The organism is Nocardia sp. NPDC055002 (assembly GCF_053608825.1).
Genome location: NZ_JBSGWE010000002.1, coordinates 799,602 through 818,266, shown reverse-complemented (window position 1 = coordinate 818,266; position 18,665 = coordinate 799,602). Strand labels below are relative to the sequence as shown.

Sequence of the window (18,665 nt, the reverse complement as noted above, 5' to 3'; positions counted from 1 at the left end):
GACCCAGTTAGGTTTGCCTTGCCTTAGTGAATATGGTCTAGTGATCGCGAACCGATAGCCACGTGCGGAGGAGAATCGTGATCGCGAACCAGGACCGACAGGACCGCGCCCTCACCCGGCGCCGATTCTTCGCGGTAGCGGGGGCGGTCGGGGTGAGTGCGAGTCTTACAGCCTGCGGCGCCGGCGCCGACAACGGAGGAGACAACACCGGGAGCTGGCAGTTTCCCGATGGTCGTGGCGGCACCGTGCGGACGGAGGGGACGCCGCGCCGGGTGGTCGCGTTCACGGGTTCGGCGGGCGCGCTGGTCGATTACGGGGTGCGCGAGCCCATCGTGGGCATTTTCGGCGAAGCGCATGACCGAGATATGCTCGGCGACCTCGATCCGGACTCGGTGACCGTCGTCGGTGACGCCTGGGGGCAGTTCGACATCGAGAAGTACGCGACGCTCGAGCCCGATCTGCTCGTCACCGATTCCTATGTGCCGGGCCGACTCTGGTATGTCCCCGACGACAATCTGTCCAAGATCGAGTCGGCGAACCCGAACGTGGTCGCCGTGCGGATCGCCGGTCAGCGGCTCCCCGACATCATCGCGCGCTATCGCGCCCTGGCCGCGGCGCTCGGCGCCGAGACCGCCACCCCGGCGGTCGCGGCCGCGGAGCAGCGCTTCGCCGCCGCGTCCCAGGCGGTGCGAGACGCCGTGGCGGCGCGCCCCGGCCTGCGCGTGCTCGCCGCCTCGGCGACCCCGGAACTCTTCTACGCCTCCGACCCGCGCGCCTCGGCCGATCTGAGCTACTTCACCGAACTCGGCGTCGAATTCGTCGTCCCCGACCAGGTGGACCCCGGCGGCTACTTCCAATCGCTGAGCTGGGAGACAGCAGACCGGTATCCGGCCGACGTGATCCTGCTCGACGACCGATCCTCGGGCCTGCAGCCGGCCGCGCTCGCCGACCGGCCGGTCTGGCGCAGCCTGCCCGCGGTGGTAGCCGGCCAGGTCGCGCCCTGGTCGCCGATCTTCCGCTTCTCCCATGCCGCCACCGCTCCCCTGCTGGAACGCCTGGCGACCACGATCCGGGACGCGAAGCGAGTCCGCTGACCGACCTTTTTGCCGAACCCGCAATTTCGCGTGCCAGATCGTGGTGGCCTCAGCGAAACTGGGCGCGCCTGCTCATCCACCGCAGCGCCTGACGTTCGCGACGAAGGAAGGTGACCACCGTGCCCAGCACAACGCGTCACGCCCGCCGCCGAGACACCCCGCCCCCGCGGACGGGAGGCGAGGAGATCGAGGTCCTGCGCGGATTCCTCGATTATCTGCGGACTTCGATCGTCGCGAAGGTGGACGGCGCGCCCGAACCTCGCGTACGCACGGCCGCGGTGGCTTCGGGCACCAACCTGCTCGGCCTGCTCGAGCACCTGACCTTCGTCGAACGCTCGATGTTCCTCGGGGACACCGTGACCGACTGGCAGGCGACATTCCACGCCCCGGCGTCTGCCACCGTGGCCGACGTCGTCGCCCGCTACCGGGCCGCGGTCGAGCAAGCGAACGAGATACTCGACAGCTGCACCGATCTCGGTGCGCCGCTGCCTAGACCGCGACCGGGCCGCCGCGCTCCCAGTGTGCGCTGGGCACTCACCCACATGATCGAGGAAACCGGCCGCCACGCAGGCCACGCCGACATCCTCCGCGAACTGATCGACGGCGCCACCGGCCGCTGATCTCATCCCCGACGAGGAACAGATGATCTCCACCTCCCGACCGCACAGCGTCGGTCGATCCGCCCGCGCGGCAGTGGCCTTCGTACTCGCCTTCCTGCTCACGATGTGTGCCGCAGCCTGTTCCCCGGCCGCCTCCGGCATCGCACCCCACGCCGCCGCGACGGCGGGTGACCCCGTGTTCGACAAGGCATTCCGGCACGAGTTCGCCGACATCGACGGTGTCCGGATGCATTATGTGACCGGCGGCAGCGGCACACCGGTGGTGCTGATCCACGGTTGGCCACAGACCTGGTACGGCTGGTGGCCGATCATGCCCGCCCTCGCCGAGAACCACACCGTCTACGCCGTCGACCTGCCCGGACTCGGTGACAGCACCGGTTCACCGACCGCCTACGACAAGGCCACGTTGGCGCGGTACGTGCACACCCTCATCGCCGACCGGCTCGGCGTGCGGGATGCGCGCGTGGTCGGACACGACTTCGGCGCCGCCGTCGCCTTCGCGTACGCTGCCCAGTTTCCCGCCGACACCGACCGCCTCGGCTACCTCGATCTCCCGCTGCCCGGGCCCGCGATCGACGCAGCGACCTACCGCACACTGAGCTGGCACATCGCGTTGCACTCCCAGCGGCGAGTCCCCGAAGCTGTTGTCGGCGACGACGTTCGCGAGTATTTGGCGCTGTTCTACCCGCAGGTCTCCTTCGGCGGCACGGCGTTCGGCGGCACCTCGGATCGGTCCCCGTTCACCGACGCCGAGGTCGACGAGTTCGCCCGCACCTACCGCAAGCCCGAGGCCCTCGCGGGCGGCTTCGAGCTCTACCGCGCCCTCGACCAGGACGTCCGCGACACTGTGGCGACCGCGCCGACACCTGTCCCGACTCTGCTCATGACCGCCGAGGGGCAGCTCGAGGCGATCCGCGCCACCGTTTCCCCGCGCCTGAGCAACATCGTGCGGGCGGTCGACGTGCCGCGCGCCGGACATTGGCTCGTCGAGGAGAACCCTCGATTCGTCACCGAGGAACTCCAGCGCTTCCTCGCCTGACGCTGCCGCGCCGACACTGTCGCGCCGATATGCCATCATGAACTGTAACGAGTTCTAGAAATGCCCGAGGAGGCCCCGTGGGTGCTGCGCGATCGGTGCGGACAGGGCCGTTCGTCGTGCCCGCCGTGGACGAGATTCCCGGTGGGCGGATGCTCGGCCTTCCCGGACGTGGCCGGACCTATGTCGTCGACCTCCCCGGACCACCCGGCGCACCCGTGCTGATCCTGCTGCACGGCACCGCGTGCACGGCGGCACTGAACTGGTTTCCCGCGCTGGAGTCGCTGAGCGCCCGGTATCGCGTGGTGCTGTTCGATCAACGCTGGCACGGGCGCGGGATCCAGTCGGCGCGGTTCCGGCTCGACGACTGCGCCGACGACGTGGTCGCGGTCGCCGATGCGCTGAACGTGGACCGCTTTGTCTGCGTAGGCTATTCGCTCGGCGGTATCGTGTCGCTGCTCACGGCCCGCCGGCACCCGGACCGGGTCGCGGGGCTGGTGTTGTGCGCGACTCCGTATCGCTTCCAGGAGAAATGGCGCGAGCGGGCGTTCCATCGCGGTTTCGCCTCCGTCGCCGAAGCCCTGGGAGAATATCCCTATCGCCGCGCCCGGCGGTTGACGCGGTCCCTGCCGGATCTGCCGCCCGCCCTGGTGCCGGGACAGCTGCGCCGCTGGGCGGTGGGCGAATTCCGCAGCACCAGCGGATGGGCGCTGGCACCCGTGCTGGCCGAGATCGGGACGTTCGATGCCACCGACTGGCTATCGGAGCTGCGGATGCCGACCGCAGTGGTCATCACGACCAGAGACCGGGCGATCCCGGTGTACCGCCAGATCGAACTCGCGGCTGCGGTCCCGGGGTCGAGTATTCATCCGGTCGCGGCGGGTCACGCGGCGTGCGCCGTCGCGCCGGACCGGTTCGTGCCGGCGTTGACCGACGCGTGCCGGGCAGTGGCGGCTCGGCTGTAGGTGACGACCCTGTTCGACGCCGGTGGCGAACAGGGCGATCGGCCCGGGCAGGTGGTCAGCCCTCGGCCCGCGCCGCGGCGAGCAGGTCATCGACCACGGCGGGCACCGCCTCGGCCAGCGCTTCGACATCGGGAACCAGGTCGCGGCAGGCGATGAAGCCGAAATCCAGATCGCCGCAGTTCGACAGCACGGTGACGGTGAGCCCGGCCCCGTGGAAGACCGGACCGAACGGAAACATCCCGTCCACCCGGACGCCGAGGAAGTACAGCGGCATCGGCGGGCCCGGCACATTCGAGACCACCAGGTTGTGCACCACCGGGTGCCGTTCGGCCAGTTTCAGCGACGAGTAGACGCGCGAGGCGAGCCGAAAGGTGTTGGGCGGGGCGTACTTCGACCAGTCCTGCAGGAAGTCGGCGCCGATCATGTCGTGTTCGGCCTTGGCTTCGCGGTTCGCGACGGCCAGCACCCGCAGCCGCTCGACCGGATCGGCGACATCGGTGCCCAGACGGCAGAACAGCGTCGAGACCTTGTTGATCCCCTCGGTGTGCCGGGTGGATTCGTGCACCGAGACCGGCACCGAGGCGATGAGGGAGCGGTCGGGCAGCTCGCCTCGTTCGTCCAGGTAGCGGCGCAGCACGCCGCCGACGACGGCCAGCACCACATCGTTGACCGTCACCCCGAACGCGGCCTTGATCTCCTTGATCGCGCCGAGGTCGGTCTTGGTGAACGAGACCGACCGCGCCGCGGTGACGGCCTGGTTGAACGGCGTACGTGGCGCGGAGAACGGAAGCTCCATCCCCGCTTGATTGTTGCGGCGCCGCCGCGCGAAGCCCGCGACCATCCCGAGGGTCTTGGGGACCATGCCGAGCATGCCTGCCCTGGCGGGCAGGCGGACCGCGGCCCGCGCGGCCAGTTCCAGATCGCCGGGCACCGGTTCCGGTTGCCACGGCTCGGGTTCCGGGCGACTGGTCCCCGGCTCCAGATCGCACAGGTGCATCATCATGTTCGTGCCGGTGATGCCGTCGACGGCCGAGTGATGGTACTTACAGACGACGGCTACCTTGCCGTCGTCGAGACCTTCCACCACCGACATCTCCCACAGCGGCCGATTCCGGTCCATCGGGAGACTGGCGATAGCGCCGATCAGCGCGGCCAGACCACCCGTCTCCGGCAATTCCACCCGCCGGATGTGGTTGTCGATGTCGAAGTCGGCGTCGTCTACCCACAGCGGATGGTCGAGGTTGAACGGCACCGGGTGGATTCGGCGGCGCATATGCGGGATGAGGGGCAACCGCTTGCGGAGCTCGTCGCGGAGGTTGCCGAAGGAGTAGTGACCGTCGGCCGGGTCGAGGATCAGCAGTGCGCAGACGTGGAGATGCTGGGTGTCGGTCTCCAGATAGAGGAAACTGGCATCCAGTCCGGTGAGTTGTTCCATAGCAGAAGCCTACTAGAACACGTTCTAGTTTTGCTGTCACCCGTGCCGAACTTTGACGACGATCACAAGTGGTACGCCGGTGCCGACAAACACCTCCGGCCGGGCAGCGGGCCCGGCCGGAGGTGGTGTCGCACAGATCAACTCAGCGCGGCGCCATCCGGATGGCGCCGTCGAGACGAATGGTCTCGCCGTTGAGCATCGGGTTCTCCACGATGTGGCGGGCCAACGCGGCGAACTCGGTGGGCTGCCCCAGGCGCGAGGGGTGCGGCACCTGCGCGCCGAGGGACTGCAGCGCCTCCTCGGGCAGCGTCTCGAACAGCGGCGTACGGAACAGGCCGGGCGCGATCGTGACGACGCGGATCTTGAAGCTCGCCAGGTCACGCGCGATCGGCAGGGTCAGGCCGACGATGCCACCCTTGGACGCGGCGTAGGCGGCCTGGCCGATCTGGCCGTCGTAAGCGGCGACGGAGGCAGTGTTGATGATGACGCCGCGCTCCTCACCGACCGGGTCGGTGCCCGACATGCGCTCGGCGGCCAGCCGGATCACGTTGAACGTGCCGACGAGGTTGACGTTGATCACCTTGGTGAAGTCGGCGAGCGGGAACGCGCCCTTCTTGCCGACCGTCTTGATCGCGTTGCCGATGCCGGCGCAGTTCACCGCGATCCGCAGCGGCGCCAGCGATTCGGCGGCGTCGAGTGCCGCGGCCACCGCCGACTCGTCGGTCACGTCCGCGGCCGCGAACGCCGCGCCCTCACCCAGCTCCTTGGCGATGGCAGCGCCGTTGGACGAGGGGAGGTCGACGATGACGACCTTGGCGCCCTTGGCGTGCAGTTCCTGCACGGTCGCCAAGCCGAGACCCGACGCACCGCCGGTGACGATCGCGGACGAGTTGACGAAATCCATACTGTTCTCCTGTTTTCGGTGAGGTCTCACTGAATATTGACACACTTCGCCAAAACTGTTTGGCTTTCGCGGTGACCCAGCCAGCTCCCCGCCGTCCCGGCCGCCCCTCCGTGCTGGACACCAGGGCTGTGTCGGCCGGCGCGCTGCGCTTGTGGACCGACCGCGGTTTCGCCACCACCAGCTGGAGCGATCTCGCCGAGGCCACCGGAATCAGCACGCGAACCCTGCTGCGACACTTCTCGTCCCGATCCGAGATCGCCTGGATCGGCGTCGCGCCCGCGACGGAGCGGCTCCGAGACGCGCTCGCCGGCGCCGCACCCGAGGAGCCGCCCGCGGTGGTCGTGCGGTCCGCGATCGTCGAGTCGGTATCGCGCGATCCGCAGATCCAGGAGCTGGCGCCGGACTGGCTGCGGCTGATCTCCTCCGAACCCGAGCTGGCCGCGACGGCTCCCCGGGTCTACCGCCCGTGGATCGATACGTTGTCGGGCTACCTCGCCGGTCGACTGCCCGCCTCCCCCGCTCCCATCTGCCGGGCCATCGCCACCGCGTACCAGTCCGCCACCTTCGCCGCGCTGATCGAATGGGCCGAGTCCGGCGCGCAGGGCGACTGCGCGGATTCGGTCGACCGGATGCTGCGCTGGATGGATCCGCACCTGCCTGGCTCCGCGCCGGACCGAGCTCCACTCGACCGTGGCTAGGCTCGCACGCGCCGCCGCGATCGGGCCTCGCCGGTCTCCGGTGCGAACGAGGTGAGGCCGACCTCACGGTATCGCTCGACCAGTTGTTCGTACTTGCGCCGGTTACGGGCCATCGGGGAGTCGGTGACCGCGGCCGGGAGCCGGGTGTAGGCGACGCGCAGGGCGGTCGTGAGGACTCGGAAGTGCCGGTCGTGGCGAGCGTTCCAGGTGATCGGCATCTTGGCTCGCACCTCGGGGTGCATGATGCCGCAGCCCAGAACCATCGCGATATAGCCGAACGCGGGCGCGCCCACCCACCACAGCGGGGCGGTGACGGCGGGCAGGAAGTCAGGGCGCGGTGCACGGCGAACCGTCGTGGTGGCCGCTTCCAGTGCCGGGGTCGCGCGCAGTTCGGTGATCATGTGGTCGTAGTGGACGGCCAGGTCGGCGTAGTTCGCGATCGGCTGCGAGTTGCCGGGCAGGTGCAGACCGCGCGTCTTGGTGCGGTAGTGGTCCCAGATGGCCTGGTCGGCGGCCGGTGACGGGGTGTCGCCGGTCAATGCGAGGTAGGCGCCGCGCTGGACGAAGAAGGTCGAGTAGAGGATCCAGTTCCAGGCGTGCGGGTTGAGCGCCGAATAGCGTTCACCGTCCGGGCCCACGCCTTTGACGTCGCGATGCAGGAGCATCAGCCGCTGCGACTCGGCGTCGCGGTCGGCGTCTTCGCCGTGATAGATCAGCTGGTCGGCCGCCGCGGTGCGCACTGCGCGCCCCCACGGCTGGTATCGCGACCGCCCGGTGGCTTCGAGCGCGGCCGACACGGGCGGCAGCATCGGCTGGTCGAACAGGCCGACCCCGAACAAGCCGAACAGAACCGATCCGCCGACACGTTCGAATCGTGCGACGGCGCTGTGGGATTCGCGCGAGGACGCCGGGGCGACGTCGGCCGAGCGGGTTTCCTGATGTGGCACAGGACAGGTCATCGGTGAACTCCTTTGTTCCGCCGACAGTTCTGGTGCTGGACGACACCACAAACTAGTCTGGTGTCAGAGTGCACCACAATTGCGGGAGGGTCAAGAGTTCCGGGTGGACTATTCTGGCGCCCGGAGAAGAGGAAAGGCGGCCATGCGCAACGACACCGACGACGCGGCGACATCACGCGTCTACGGCGGTGTAGCCGCGGACGAACGCCGATCCCGCCGTCGCGGCGCGCTGTTCGACGCCGCGCTCGACCTGCTCGCCGAGGGCGGAGCTCCGGCGGTCACCAAACGGGCCGTCTGTGTGAGAGCCCGCCTCAACGATCGCTACTTCTACGAGCAGTTCGCCGACCGCGACGCCCTGCTCACCGCCCTGGTCGAGGAGCACACCGGCCTCGGCATCGCCGCGGTGGTCACCGCCACCCACGACGCCGACCCCGACGTCCACAGCCAGGTGCGCGCGGCGGCGGACGCCGCGCTGGGCTTCCTGCTCGCCGACCCCCGCCGATCGGCCCTGCTGCTGAACGCGCAGAGCACCGAGGCACTGCAGGCAGCGCGACTGAGCACCCAGCACGCGATCGCCCGCGCGATGTCGGCGGTGGGTCGCGAGATCCTCGCCGAACCCGCCGATCCGCTCGACGCCGATATGACCGCCTACAGCGTGGTCAGCGGCGCACTGGAGTTGGTCGCGGCCTGGATGCGCGGCGAATTCGACACCACCCGGGAGCATCTCACCGACCTCATCGCCCGGCTGCTGCTCAGCTCCGACAGCACGCAGCACGTCACCACGACGAAGTCGACGCAATAGCGCGAGCCGCCCGGGCCGAAGTCTCCCACTCCCCGGTCGTCCGGTGGTCTCGCCGGGGGTCGGCGTGGGACGCTCGGAGATCGAGAACTGCCGATCGAGGAGGCCGCCAGATGCGGGGAATCAACCACATCGTTCTGTTCGTCGCGGATCTGCCGCGCAGCATCGCGTTCTACGAGGACGTGCTCGGTTTCGAGCGGCTCGCCGAAGGATTCCCCGGCGGCGCGTTTCTGCGCTACCCCGGCTCGGCCAACGATCACGACCTCGGGCTCTTCCAGGCCAGGACATCCGCGCCGGGCCCGGCGGGCTCGGTCGGGCTCTATCACGTCGCCTGGGAAGTGGACACGTTGTCCGAGCTCGTCGCGGTCCGAGACCGCTTGACGGCGGCGCGCGCACTGACCGGTGCCGGCGATCACGGGTCGACCAAGGCGCTCTACGCCCGCGACCCCGACGGCATCGAGTTCGAGGTGTGCTGGCTGGTGCCCGATGAGCAGGTGGAGGACGCGCTCGCTCCCGGCACCTCACTGACCGCGCCACTCGACATCGACGCCCAGATCCGGCGGTACGGCGCGACCACCGAGGGCGGCCCACGCACCGATCCTCAGGTATGGGCGCGCGTGGCGGCACGTCGGGCGGCGACGTCGTGACCCGCGCCGGTGTCGGCTAGCGGTTACCAGCTGATGTCGGCCGTCGACTCGAGCGGGCTGCGCTGGGCCACCGACTCCTGGGTCACGAAAGTGTCGGCGATGTGGAGTGCGGCCGGGAACCGGCAGTGCACTCGCTGTTCGATCTCGGCCACGGCGACCTGGAACACGCGGAACTCGTCGAGGGCGAGCGCTTCGAGCTCGTCGAGGTTCTGGGTCAGCAGAAACGCCTTGCACCGCAGTCGATTTCCCTCGACGAAGCAGATCACCTTCCAGTACTCCCGCGGCAGGGCCACGCCACGATGCACCTGGTCGTCCGCGCGGAAGGCGGGCCCGCCGAGCACGCTCACCTTCAGGTTGTCGACCTCGACGTCGGCGAAGACCGCGTCTTCGAGCTGACCCCACACCCCGGCGCGGCTGCTCTGGTTGAAGTCGTCCATCTGCGGGGTGATGTTGGTGTAGAAGAACGAGTCGACATTGGCCTGCTCGGCTTCGGCTTCACTGCCCCACAGCAGATCCGCGCGCCGTGCCAGGTGCCCGCGATCGAGCCGATTCCGCTGGTAGAGTTCGTTTCCCACCTGCGCTTCGGCGGGCAGGCGTGGGTCTTTGACGAAGTCGATGCCGGTGCGGGAAAGTTTGCGCATCGCGGCGCCGTCGATGTTCCAGGCCACCCAGAACGCGAACCGCCGTGGCCGGCTCAGCGCCAACGAGAAGTGGGTGTAGCTGATGACATCGGAGCCGTCGAGGCGAACCGCGTCGCCGCGCACGGCCGCATCCAGTTCCGGAATCTCGACCCTCGACCCGAGAAAGTCCGGGTCGTACCCGGTCCGCGGCGCGTCGCTCTCGATACCGGTTGTCGACGGAGAATCCACGTGGACGGTCATCGCAGGCCCCTTCCCGAAGGGTAGACAAGGTGTGTCGGCAGTTGCGTACACACGATCGTCGCCGCCACCGCGGACATCCTCACGAGTAGTCGACTACCCGTTGTCCGCGCCCGAGGGCCGAGGTGAGGTCCGCTCCCCTATCGCGGGTCCGGTGTCCCGTCGCCGGTCACGGCGAAGGTGGCCCACGCACGTACTACCACAGTGCCCGCGGCGTCGGCGCCGCACAGGCTCACATCGACCCGGGATTCGCCGTCCTGCACGTAGCTCTGGGTCACCCGTCCCGAACACGACATGACATCGCCGGGCGGCAGTGGTCGCACCGACCTGGTGCGGAAGCGGCGGATCGCCTCGGCCCCGAGCCAGTCGGTGGCGTAGGTCGCCAGCAGCGCCGCCGCCTGCGGTGACACCTGCTCGCCCGCGAAGGATTCTGCCGCCGCCCACGACTCGGCGACCAGACCGCCCGTGCGGTCGAAATATCGGGTGAGCGACTCGGCGGCGCCGACGGCGGGTTGGCCGGGGGCACCCGCGCGAATCGCGGTCAGCTGGTCACCCGCGCGCGGCGGCGGACCGAAGAACCGGTGATCGGTCTCGACCCGCTCCCCTGCGATGGATCCGTCGGCGGGCAGGAAGGTCGGCGGCACCACGGGCCGATCGGCGAGCCGGTAGGCCGGGTTGTCCGAACGCGCCGCTCGCGCGAACAGCCGGATGGCATCGGTGTCCAGTACCACCGCGACGTTACCCATGATTCACTCCTGCTCGTCGAAACCGATGCCGTCACGGTAGGGCGGTCCGCACGCTGTGATCGGTTCCTCTCCCGGTCATCGGGACAGCGGCCGACCGGGACGAAAACATGTCCGCTGACCGGGAACACCACGACCCGCCGACCCTCGCGCGGCGCGACCATCGGCGCAGCTCATCCCCACTCCGTCCGAACATGGAGGTTTCGATGCCGGAGAACTCGCCGAACGGCCGATCGCAGGACACCACCGCCGACTACCGGCAGATCGAGGCCGCCGCGGCGCCGACTCGGTTCGCCCGCGGCTGGCACTGCCTCGGCCTGCTCTCGTCGTTCCGCGACGGCAACCCGCACGAGGTGAAGGCCTTCGGCACCATGCTCGTGGTGTTCCAGTCCGAATCCGACGGCGCGCTGCACGTGCTCGACGGCTACTGCCGCCACATGGGCGGCAACCTCGCGCGCGGCACCATCAAGGGCGACTCGATCGCCTGCCCGTTCCACGACTGGCGCTGGGGCGGTAACGGCAAGTGCACGGCCATTCCGTACGCGCGCCGGGTGCCGCCGCTGGCCAAGACCCGCACCTGGCCGACGCTGGAGCGCAACGGCCAGCTCTACGTCTGGCACGACCCGCAGGGCAGCAAGCCCACCGATGACGTGACCATTCCCGAGATCGAGGGGTACGGCACGCCGGAGTGGACCGACCTGACCTGGAATTCGATTCTGATCGAGGGCTCGCACTGTCGCGAGATCGTCGACAACGTCGTCGACATGGCGCATTTCTTCTACGTGCACTACTCGTTCCCGCGCTACTTCAAGAACGTCTTCGAGGGCCACGTCGCCACCCAGTACATGCGCTCGACCCCGCGCCACGACGTCACTGTCGGCACCAGCTACGACGACCCGGATTCCGCATTGCGTTCGGACGCCTCGTATTTCGGTCCGTCGTACATGCTCGATTGGCTGTGGAGCGAATCGAACGGGATGACAATCGAGACGGTGCTCGTCAACTGCCACTACCCGGTCGACGAGAACTCGTTCGTGCTGCAGTACGGCGCGATGGTCAAGAAGCCCGAGGGCATGTCCGACGAGGACGCCAACGCGATGGCGGCGCAGTTCGCGCAGGGCGTGGAGTACGGCTTCGAGCAGGACGTCGAGATCTGGAAGAACAAGGCGCCCATCGACAATCCGCTGCTCTCGGAGGAGGACGGCCCGGTGTACCAGCTACGCCGTTGGTACAAGCAGTTCTACGTCGACGTCGACGACGTCACCGAGGACATGACCAAGCGGTTCGAGTTCGAGATCGATACCGATCGCGCGGTGACGAGCTGGGAGGCCGAGGTGGCCGACAACATCGCCCGCGGCGCCGTCATCGACACCATGTCCTGATCCCCCACCCCACCACGAACAGAAAGCATCACCGGAGATGACCAGAGTTCTCGACAATATCGCCGCCATCGCGGACCAGCTGCGCGAGCAGGCACCGGAGGCGGAGCGTCTCGGGCAGCTGCCCGATGCCACGGCCCAGCTGCTGAAGACGGCGGGCCCGATCCGCCTGCTGCAGCCCAAGAAGTACAGCGGCTACGAGGCGCACCCGCGCGAGTTCGCCGAGACGGTGATGGCCACCGCCGCACTCGACCCGGCCAGCGGCTGGATCGCCGGCATCGTCGGGGTGCACCCGTGGCAGCTGGCCTTCGCCGATCCGAAGGTGCAGGACGAGGTGTGGGCCGACGACCACGACACCTGGATGGCCTCGCCCTACGCGCCGACCGGCATCGCCCGTCCGGTCGACGGCGGCTACATCTTCAACGGCCGCTGGCAGTTCAGTTCCGGCACCGACCACTGTGACTGGATCTTCCTGGGCGCCATGCTCGGTGACGCCGAGGGCAAGATGGCCATGCCGCCGACGATGCTGCACATGATCCTGCCGCGCCAGGATTATCAGATCGTCGAGGACTCGTGGAATGTGGTGGGCCTCAAGGGCACCGGGTCCAAGGACATCATCGTCAAGGACGCGTTCGTGCCCGACTACCGAGTGATGAACGGCGACCACGTCATCGACGGCACCGCGCAGAAGGAGTACGGGGTCACCGAGACGCTGTACAAGATGCCGTGGTCGACGATGTTCCCGCTGGGCATCAGCTCCGCCGTGGTCGGCATCGCCGAGGGCGCGCTGGCCGCGCACCTGGACTACCAGCGCGACCGGGTCGGCGCCCAGGGCACCGCGGTCAAGGACGATCCGTACGTGCTGTTCGCCATCGGCGAGGCCGCCGCCGACATCAACGCCGCCCGCCAGGAACTCCTCGCCAACGCCGACAAGATCTTCGACGCCGTCGACGCGGGCAAGGAGATCGGCTTCGCCGAACGGGCCGCGGTCCGGCGCACCCAGGTCCGCGCGGCCTGGCGCGCGGTCACCGCCGTGGACCAGATCTTCGCCCGCTCCGGCGGCAACGCCATGCGGATCGACAAGCCGCTGCAGCGCTACTGGCGCGACGCCCACGTCGGCCTCGCCCACGCCATCCACGTGCCGAGCACGGTGTACCACGCCTCGGCCGTCAGCTCCCTCGGTCTCGAGCCCGCGGACAACCTGCGCTCGATGATCTGACCCGAATACCACGAAGGACAACGGAAATGACAGACATCAAAGGCCTCGGCTACGTCAAGATCCAGACCGCCGACATGGACCGGTGGCGCAAGTTCGCGTTCGAGGTGCTCGGCTTCGCCCAGGGCAGCGGGCCCGACGAGGACGCGCTGTACCTGCGGATGGACGAGCGCGCGGCGCGGATCACGATCGTGTCGGGCGACAGCGACGCCATCGTCACCATCGGCTGGGAAGTCCGCGACCACGCGGCCCTGGTCCGCGTGCAGGAAGCCGTGACGGCGGCCGGGATCGCGGTGAAACCGCTGTCGGTCGAAGAGGCCGACGCGCGCCGGGTCGAGGAGGTCATCACCTTCCAGGACCCGACCGGCGCCACCCTCGAGATCTTCCACGGCGCGGTGCTCGACCACAGCCCGGTGATCACCCCGTTCGGCGCGAAGTTCGTCACCGGCGCACAGGGTCTGGGCCATGTCGTGCTGCCGACCATGGACCCCAACGGCGCGTTCGGCTTCTACACCGACGTGCTCGGGTTCCTGCCGCGCGGCGCGTTCCGGATCCCGGCGCCGCCGGAGTACGGCCCGATGCGGGTGCGGTTCCTCGGTGTCAACGAACGCCATCACAGCCTGGCACTGTGCCCGGCTCCGCACGGTGGCGCGCCGGGCCTGGTGCACATCATGGTGGAGGTCGACTCCCTCGACGCCGTCGGCCAGGCTCTCGATCGGGTGACCAAGGACGGCTTCTCGGTGTCCTCGACGCTGGGCAGGCACACCAACGACAAGATGGTGTCGTTCTATGTCCGCGCGCCCGGCGGCTGGGATATCGAGTTCGGCACCGAAGGCATGCGGGTCGACGAGACGTACTACAGCGCCGAGGAGATCACCGCGGACAGCTACTGGGGCCACGACTGGTCCGGAAGCGAGCCGCTCGCGGCGATGTAATTCCGCAGGTAGTCCCACGACGGCCCCTGGCCCGAGCTTCTCGCTCGGGCCAGGGGCCGTCTTTTTCATATTGGCCTGCCGATTCATGTGACAACGACCACAACGGATGGTATGAATAGGTATATGCCTAATCGAAATATGCGACTGGGCATCAGCTCGTAGATCCGAATGGAGAGCTCATGGTCATCCAGGCCGAGGCCACCACCCCGAGCGCGATCCTCGATCGCGCGTCCCTGCTGCTCGACGCCTTCGACGGCCCGGGCAGGCTCACGCTCGCCCAGATCGTCCGGCGCACCGGTCTACCCCGGTCCTCGGCGCATCGCATGCTCGATCGGCTGGTGCAGTTGCGCTGGCTACGTCGCGAGGGGCGCGACTACGAGCTCGGCATCCGGCTGATGGAGCTCGGCTCGCTGGCGGTGCACCAGGACCGGCTGCACCGCGCGGCGATGCCGTTCCTGCACGAACTGCACCGGGTCACCGGGTTCGTGGTGCATCTGGCCGTGCTGGACGGTCCCGACGTCGTGTACCTCGACAAGGTCGGCGGCGAGCTGTCGGCGGTGGTGCCCACCCGCGTCGGCGGCAGGCGGCCCGCTGCCTGTACCGCGGTCGGCAAGGCGATCCTGGCCTACTCCGACGAGCGCCGCATCGCCGACGCCCTCGCAGGCCAGGCCGGCGCACGCACCCGCTACTCGATCACCACCAAGGCCCAGCTCGACACCGAACTGGACAAGGTGCGCGCGCACGGGATCGCCGTCGAACGCGAGGAGTCGCTGCCCGGCTTCGGCTGTATCGCGGCGCCCATCGGCGATCTCGGCGAGGCCGCCGTGGCGGCGGTGTCGGTGTGTGGACCGGTGGATCGGATGCTGTTCGATCACCGGCTCAGCGCGCCGGTGCGCACGACCGCGCTCAATATCTGGCGCCATGTCGACGACGGCCGGGTCCGGGTGCATCCGACGTTGCAGCAGCATCCTCGTCCACTGGGCGTGAGCCGTTCGTACGCCGACCACCGCGGGCCGCGTACGGCGTGATCCCACGTCGCGCCGTGTGCCGCCCGAACGCGGGCGGCGTACGGCGCGACGGATGAGACCCCGGTTGCGCACGCGACGACGAGGTCAGAACCGTTCGCGGACAATCACTTCCGTCAGAGCGGGCGGTTCACGCAAAAACTGTGGCAGATCCGGTCGCGGACGATCATGTCCGGGCATTCGGGGTCGAACCAGCGGTCGACGTGCGCCCAGTGGACCGGGTGCATCAAATAGGGGCCTACGAGAGCGTCGAGGTCGGCGAACTCCTGCTCCCAGACATGCGTCCACGCCGCGAGTCCGGTGCCACGGGTGACCCGGCTCAACTGCCAGGACCGGATACCCGGCAGGTAGCGGGGCATCCGCAGCAGATCTGCCTCGAAGCGCTCGACCGTCGCGCACGGGGTGTCCTGCTCTACTCGCAGCAGCAGTACCCGGTATACCGACCCGGTGGCGTCCGGCTCGGCGGTACCCGCTGTGCCGCCTTGATATTCGGCGCCGTCGACGTGGGCGACCAGACTTTCGCTCAGCAGGGAATCCACCTCGGTGGTGGTCCCTGTCCAGTCCGCGGACTCGTCGAAGCGCAAGTGCACCAGGACATCACCACCGTTGCGCACGCCCGGCAATGTGGGCTCGACCAGCACGCGGCGTGCGGCCGGGGCGGCGATTTCGCGCACCCCGGTCATCAGCCGGTCGCGCACCACGGCATCGGTGCCGGGCGAGAGATGCACCAGCCGAGTCACTTCAAACATCGCCGAGCCTGTCGATGTCGGTGGCGTGCGCCCCGGTCGAGCGGGTCCGTTCGACGATCAGCTCCTGCGCCGAGGCCCACCACTGCCGCACCGACTCATCCGAACGTCCCTGCCAGGTCATCTCCCACCAGCCCTGTGCGCCGTCGAGTACCCAGCTCGCGATGATCGTGTTCGACTCGTCCGGGAACCACACGGGCGGACTCACCACGATCCGCTCCAGCGTCATGCCGCGTTCGCGCGCACCCGGGACGTAGTCGCGCAGATAGGCGTCGACGAATTCCCTGGCCCGCCCCGGCTTGGTCACTACGGTGTCGATCACGTAGACCTTCGTGGCTTCCATGCACCGACCGTAGGCAGCCGCCGAAGGGCATCGACCTGGTGTTTCCGCCCAGTGGGAGAACGCGGTACGGATCGCGCGGCACCGACCCTACGGTGAGGCCGACGACGTCCGATTCCGTCGCCGAAATTCAGGAGGACCAGTGACTGTGCGAACGTTCCCGACCACCGGGCCCGGTGCGGTTCCCGATCCGGAAGTCGCGGCCGTGCTCGCCACGCTCGACGCCGGATTCCCCGATGTCGCCACGATGGCCGCGAGCGAGGCGCGTGCCGCGATCCGCGCCAGACGCGCTCCGCTGCAACGACTTCCCGATATGGCACTGGCGCGTGACCTCACGATCGACGGACCCGGCGGCCCACTACCGCTGCGGGTGTTCCGGCCGCATCACGACGGCGAACCGCTGCCGGTGATCGTGTTCGCGCACGGCGGCGGCTTCGTGTTCTGCGACCTCGACAGTCACGACGAGTTCTGCCGCTCGATGGCGGCGGGTGTCGGTGCGCTGGTGGTCTCGGTCGACTACCGGCTCGCGCCCGAGCACGCGGGCCCCGCGGCCCATGACGACATGTTCGCGGCACTGCGCTGGGCCGCCGCCAACGCCGGCGACTACGGCGGCGACCCGTCGAGGATCGCGGTGGCCGGTGACAGCGCGGGCGGCAATCTCGCCGCCACCGTGGCCATCGCGGCCAGGGACGCGGGCGGGCCGAGGATCGCGGCCCAGATTCTGATCTATCCGGTGATCGACGACGATTTCGAGACCGAGTCCTACCGGCGATTCGGCACGGGCCACTACAACACGACCAGCGCCATGCGGTGGTACTGGGCGAACTACGCACCGCACGGCACCGACGACGTGCGTCTCGTGCCGACCAGGGCGGACTCGCTGGCCGGTCTACCGCCCGCGGTGGTGATCACCGCCGAACTCGACCCACCGTGTTCGGCCGGGGACGCCTACGCCCAGCGCCTGGCAGCCGACGGTGTCGCGATCCGCTATCGCCGCTACACCGGGCTGTTCCACGGATTCCTCAGCATCCCGTCCCTCGCCGCCACCGTCGCCGCGCGCACCGAGATCTGGGCTATGGTGCGCGAGATGCTCGATCCCCCTCGAGATCCACGGTGATCGGCACCGGTAGCGCACCTGCCGAGATCTTTCCGGCCCGCGTTCCGAGTAGGCGGTTCAGGTTCAGACCGCGGTGAAGTACTCGATCTTCGGCGCGGCCGCCAGCAAGGGAGCCATCAGCTTGCCTGCCGCGCGGAAGTGCTCCGACCGGCCGTGGGCTTCGACAGCAGCGTCGTCGGAATACAGTTCGAAGAACCGGTAGTGCTCGGCGTCGGTCTTCGAACGCACCAGCTGGTAGGTCAGATTGCCCGGCTCATTGGCCTTGATCTGCTCGACGAGATCGGCGACGACGGATTCGAACTCCGCACCCGCACCGGCTTTGACGGTCACTTCGGCGATGACTGCGATCATGATTTCTCTCCTTTTCCGTGCGACAGTACCGGCGTTCACCCACAGTGGAAGAACACGGCCTAGTCTGTTGCCGGGTCGTGGTCCTCGAGCTCCTCCGCGCGCACCCGCTGCTCGATCTCGCGCCAGCGGCCCGGCGTCGGATGGGGGTAGTCGGCGCGGTCGTCGTGTTCGGCGCCTGCCAACACGGTGGCCGCGTTGTCGATGTCATCGATCAACTGCTGCGCGAGGTCGCGTTCGGTCGCGTAGTGGCGCTGCGCCCATTGCAGCACGAGCTGCGAATAGGCCCAGCCCGGTTCGGATTTCGCGGCTTCGGCATCGATCGCGGCGCGTTGGGCGAGTTTGTCGACGTCGGCGATGTGGTCGTGCAGGATCTGCTTGAGCCGATCCGGGGACCCGAGATGGCCGAACATCACGCGTAGCAGCACGTGGTGTTTGAGCACCGACGGATCGACCGGCGCCTTGTTCCACCACGTGGTCACCGCGGCCCGGCCCGCCGCGGTGATCTGGTACAGCCGTCTGGCGCGCATGGTGTTGTCGGGATCGAGCCGCGAACTCGCGAAGCCGTGCTGTTCGAGCTTCTTCAGCTCGGCGTAGATCTGGCTGTAGGACGGAGTCCAGTAGACATAGCGCAGACTCCAGTCCGCCCATTTCTTCAGGTCGTAGCCGGAGATCTCCTCCTCGTACGAGAGCATGGCGAGCACCGCCCAGCTGGTCGGCGGCAGGTTGGGCACGCCGGAGTCGGGGTCGGGGGTAGCCATGGCTGAATGCTAGCAACCGG

The 18,665-nt window shown here is 68.6% G+C and carries 21 protein-coding genes; 12 read left to right on the top strand and 9 right to left on the bottom strand.

All coding sequences use genetic code 11. From position 1 onward, the window contains the following. Nucleotides 1-77 precede the first annotated feature (77 nt). From ACWF99_RS11030 to ACWF99_RS11015, 4 genes are all read left to right on the top strand, one after another. Nucleotides 78-1,094, top strand: coding sequence for an ABC transporter substrate-binding protein (locus ACWF99_RS11030; protein ID WP_452535718.1), 1,017 nt, complete (start codon nt 78-80; stop codon nt 1,092-1,094). 119 nt (nt 1,095-1,213) lie between these two features. Beyond that, the gene (locus ACWF99_RS11025; RefSeq protein ID WP_378627756.1) at nt 1,214-1,714 is read left to right on the top strand and encodes a DinB family protein; all 501 of its coding nucleotides are present in this window, start codon (nt 1,214-1,216) and stop codon (nt 1,712-1,714) included. 22 nt (nt 1,715-1,736) lie between these two features. After that, on the top strand, nt 1,737-2,753 hold the full coding sequence (locus tag ACWF99_RS11020) for an alpha/beta fold hydrolase (RefSeq protein WP_452535717.1): 1,017 nt from the start codon (nt 1,737-1,739) through the stop codon (nt 2,751-2,753). Nucleotides 2,754-2,830: 77 nt separating this feature from the next. Beyond that, nucleotides 2,831-3,715 carry an alpha/beta fold hydrolase gene (locus ACWF99_RS11015; protein WP_452535716.1) on the top strand — a complete coding sequence of 295 codons (885 nt, stop codon included), beginning with the start codon at nt 2,831-2,833 and terminating at the stop codon, nt 3,713-3,715. A 55-nt stretch (nt 3,716-3,770) separates the two neighbouring features. Here ACWF99_RS11015 and ACWF99_RS11010 read toward each other — a convergent pair whose 3' ends face one another. Next, nucleotides 3,771-5,150 (bottom strand): WS/DGAT/MGAT family O-acyltransferase, encoded by a 1,380-nt coding sequence (locus tag ACWF99_RS11010; protein ID WP_452535715.1) that lies wholly within the window; start codon nt 5,148-5,150, stop codon nt 3,771-3,773. Between the two features lie 142 nt (nt 5,151-5,292). Then, complete coding sequence (locus tag ACWF99_RS11005) at nt 5,293-6,054, bottom strand: 3-hydroxyacyl-CoA dehydrogenase (protein ID WP_378654536.1); 762 nt, start codon at nt 6,052-6,054, stop codon at nt 5,293-5,295. 71 nt (nt 6,055-6,125) lie between these two features. On the opposite strand from ACWF99_RS11005, the gene ACWF99_RS11000 reads away from it, so the two are divergent. Next, the gene (locus ACWF99_RS11000) at nt 6,126-6,752 is read left to right on the top strand and encodes a TetR/AcrR family transcriptional regulator (RefSeq protein WP_452535714.1); all 627 of its coding nucleotides are present in this window, start codon (nt 6,126-6,128) and stop codon (nt 6,750-6,752) included. On the opposite strand, the gene ACWF99_RS10995 is transcribed toward ACWF99_RS11000, so the two are convergent. Further along, nucleotides 6,749-7,711, bottom strand: coding sequence for an oxygenase MpaB family protein (locus tag ACWF99_RS10995; protein WP_452535713.1), 963 nt, complete (start codon nt 7,709-7,711; stop codon nt 6,749-6,751). The two genes, ACWF99_RS11000 and ACWF99_RS10995, sit on opposite strands and share 4 nt — an antisense overlap. 142 nt (nt 7,712-7,853) lie before the next feature. Between ACWF99_RS10995 and ACWF99_RS10990 the strand changes: the two genes are divergently transcribed. After that, nucleotides 7,854-8,513, top strand: coding sequence for a TetR/AcrR family transcriptional regulator (locus ACWF99_RS10990; RefSeq protein WP_452535712.1), 660 nt, complete (start codon nt 7,854-7,856; stop codon nt 8,511-8,513). A 110-nt stretch (nt 8,514-8,623) separates the two neighbouring features. After that, nucleotides 8,624-9,157 carry a VOC family protein gene (locus tag ACWF99_RS10985; protein ID WP_378627741.1) on the top strand — a complete coding sequence of 178 codons (534 nt, stop codon included), beginning with the start codon at nt 8,624-8,626 and terminating at the stop codon, nt 9,155-9,157. Nucleotides 9,158-9,180: 23 nt separating this feature from the next. Here the strand turns inward: ACWF99_RS10985 and ACWF99_RS10980 are convergent, their stop codons facing one another. After that, a complete protein-coding gene (locus tag ACWF99_RS10980; protein ID WP_378627739.1) occupies nt 9,181-10,038 on the bottom strand; it encodes a DNA/RNA non-specific endonuclease in 858 nt (285 codons plus the stop codon). A 137-nt stretch (nt 10,039-10,175) separates the two neighbouring features. Next, nucleotides 10,176-10,781, bottom strand: coding sequence for a hotdog family protein (locus ACWF99_RS10975; protein ID WP_378627738.1), 606 nt, complete (start codon nt 10,779-10,781; stop codon nt 10,176-10,178). Between the two features lie 203 nt (nt 10,782-10,984). Between ACWF99_RS10975 and ACWF99_RS10970 the strand changes: the two genes are divergently transcribed. The 4 genes from ACWF99_RS10970 (at nt 10,985) to ACWF99_RS10955 (ending at nt 15,336) form a co-directional block, all read left to right on the top strand. Beyond that, the gene (locus ACWF99_RS10970; RefSeq protein WP_378627736.1) at nt 10,985-12,160 is read left to right on the top strand and encodes a Rieske 2Fe-2S domain-containing protein; all 1,176 of its coding nucleotides are present in this window, start codon (nt 10,985-10,987) and stop codon (nt 12,158-12,160) included. 37 nt (nt 12,161-12,197) lie between these two features. After that, a complete protein-coding gene (locus tag ACWF99_RS10965) occupies nt 12,198-13,376 on the top strand; it encodes an acyl-CoA dehydrogenase family protein (protein ID WP_056809617.1) in 1,179 nt (392 codons plus the stop codon). 26 nt (nt 13,377-13,402) lie between these two features. Further along, entirely contained in the window at nt 13,403-14,308 is a 906-nt protein-coding gene (gene bphC / locus ACWF99_RS10960; protein ID WP_452535711.1) for a biphenyl-2,3-diol 1,2-dioxygenase, read from the top strand. Nucleotides 14,309-14,487: 179 nt separating this feature from the next. Further along, entirely contained in the window at nt 14,488-15,336 is an 849-nt protein-coding gene (locus ACWF99_RS10955) for an IclR family transcriptional regulator (protein ID WP_378627732.1), read from the top strand. A 113-nt stretch (nt 15,337-15,449) separates the two neighbouring features. Here ACWF99_RS10955 and ACWF99_RS10950 read toward each other — a convergent pair whose 3' ends face one another. Together ACWF99_RS10950 and ACWF99_RS10945 are read right to left on the bottom strand one after the other, a co-directional pair. Continuing rightward, a complete protein-coding gene (locus tag ACWF99_RS10950; RefSeq protein ID WP_378627730.1) occupies nt 15,450-16,082 on the bottom strand; it encodes a Dabb family protein in 633 nt (210 codons plus the stop codon). Beyond that, a complete protein-coding gene (locus ACWF99_RS10945) occupies nt 16,075-16,422 on the bottom strand; it encodes a hypothetical protein (protein WP_452535710.1) in 348 nt (115 codons plus the stop codon). Before ACWF99_RS10945 ends, ACWF99_RS10950 begins: the two co-directional genes overlap by 8 nt. Before the next feature lie 139 nt (nt 16,423-16,561). Here ACWF99_RS10945 and ACWF99_RS10940 point away from each other — a divergent pair, with 139 nt between their 5' ends. Then, entirely contained in the window at nt 16,562-17,536 is a 975-nt protein-coding gene (locus tag ACWF99_RS10940) for an alpha/beta hydrolase (protein ID WP_452535709.1), read from the top strand. A gap of 63 nt (nt 17,537-17,599) precedes the next feature. Here ACWF99_RS10940 and ACWF99_RS10935 read toward each other — a convergent pair whose 3' ends face one another. Both ACWF99_RS10935 and ACWF99_RS10930 read right to left on the bottom strand, forming a co-directional pair. After that, complete coding sequence (locus ACWF99_RS10935) at nt 17,600-17,887, bottom strand: putative quinol monooxygenase (RefSeq protein ID WP_378627723.1); 288 nt, start codon at nt 17,885-17,887, stop codon at nt 17,600-17,602. Nucleotides 17,888-17,946: 59 nt separating this feature from the next. After that, nucleotides 17,947-18,645, bottom strand: coding sequence for a PadR family transcriptional regulator (locus ACWF99_RS10930; RefSeq protein WP_378627720.1), 699 nt, complete (start codon nt 18,643-18,645; stop codon nt 17,947-17,949). Nucleotides 18,646-18,665 lie beyond the last annotated feature (20 nt).

Coding starts and splice junctions, on each gene's coding strand:
- ACWF99_RS11020 (WP_452535717.1), top strand. CDS start 1,737: ATGATCTCCACCTCCCGACCGCACAGCGTCGGTCGATCCGCCCGCGCG.
- ACWF99_RS11010 (WP_452535715.1), bottom strand. CDS start 5,150: ATGGAACAACTCACCGGACTGGATGCCAGTTTCCTCTATCTGGAGACC.
- ACWF99_RS11005 (WP_378654536.1), bottom strand. CDS start 6,054: ATGGATTTCGTCAACTCGTCCGCGATCGTCACCGGCGGTGCGTCGGGT.
- ACWF99_RS10995 (WP_452535713.1), bottom strand. CDS start 7,711: ATGACCTGTCCTGTGCCACATCAGGAAACCCGCTCGGCCGACGTCGCC.
- ACWF99_RS10990 (WP_452535712.1), top strand. CDS start 7,854: ATGCGCAACGACACCGACGACGCGGCGACATCACGCGTCTACGGCGGT.
- ACWF99_RS10985 (WP_378627741.1), top strand. CDS start 8,624: ATGCGGGGAATCAACCACATCGTTCTGTTCGTCGCGGATCTGCCGCGC.
- ACWF99_RS10980 (WP_378627739.1), bottom strand. CDS start 10,038: ATGACCGTCCACGTGGATTCTCCGTCGACAACCGGTATCGAGAGCGAC.
- ACWF99_RS10975 (WP_378627738.1), bottom strand. CDS start 10,781: ATGGGTAACGTCGCGGTGGTACTGGACACCGATGCCATCCGGCTGTTC.
- ACWF99_RS10970 (WP_378627736.1), top strand. CDS start 10,985: ATGCCGGAGAACTCGCCGAACGGCCGATCGCAGGACACCACCGCCGAC.
- ACWF99_RS10965 (WP_056809617.1), top strand. CDS start 12,198: ATGACCAGAGTTCTCGACAATATCGCCGCCATCGCGGACCAGCTGCGC.
- bphC (WP_452535711.1), top strand. CDS start 13,403: ATGACAGACATCAAAGGCCTCGGCTACGTCAAGATCCAGACCGCCGAC.
- ACWF99_RS10955 (WP_378627732.1), top strand. CDS start 14,488: ATGGTCATCCAGGCCGAGGCCACCACCCCGAGCGCGATCCTCGATCGC.
- ACWF99_RS10950 (WP_378627730.1), bottom strand. CDS start 16,082: ATGTTTGAAGTGACTCGGCTGGTGCATCTCTCGCCCGGCACCGATGCC.
- ACWF99_RS10945 (WP_452535710.1), bottom strand. CDS start 16,422: ATGGAAGCCACGAAGGTCTACGTGATCGACACCGTAGTGACCAAGCCG.
- ACWF99_RS10935 (WP_378627723.1), bottom strand. CDS start 17,887: ATGATCGCAGTCATCGCCGAAGTGACCGTCAAAGCCGGTGCGGGTGCG.
- ACWF99_RS10930 (WP_378627720.1), bottom strand. CDS start 18,645: ATGGCTACCCCCGACCCCGACTCCGGCGTGCCCAACCTGCCGCCGACC.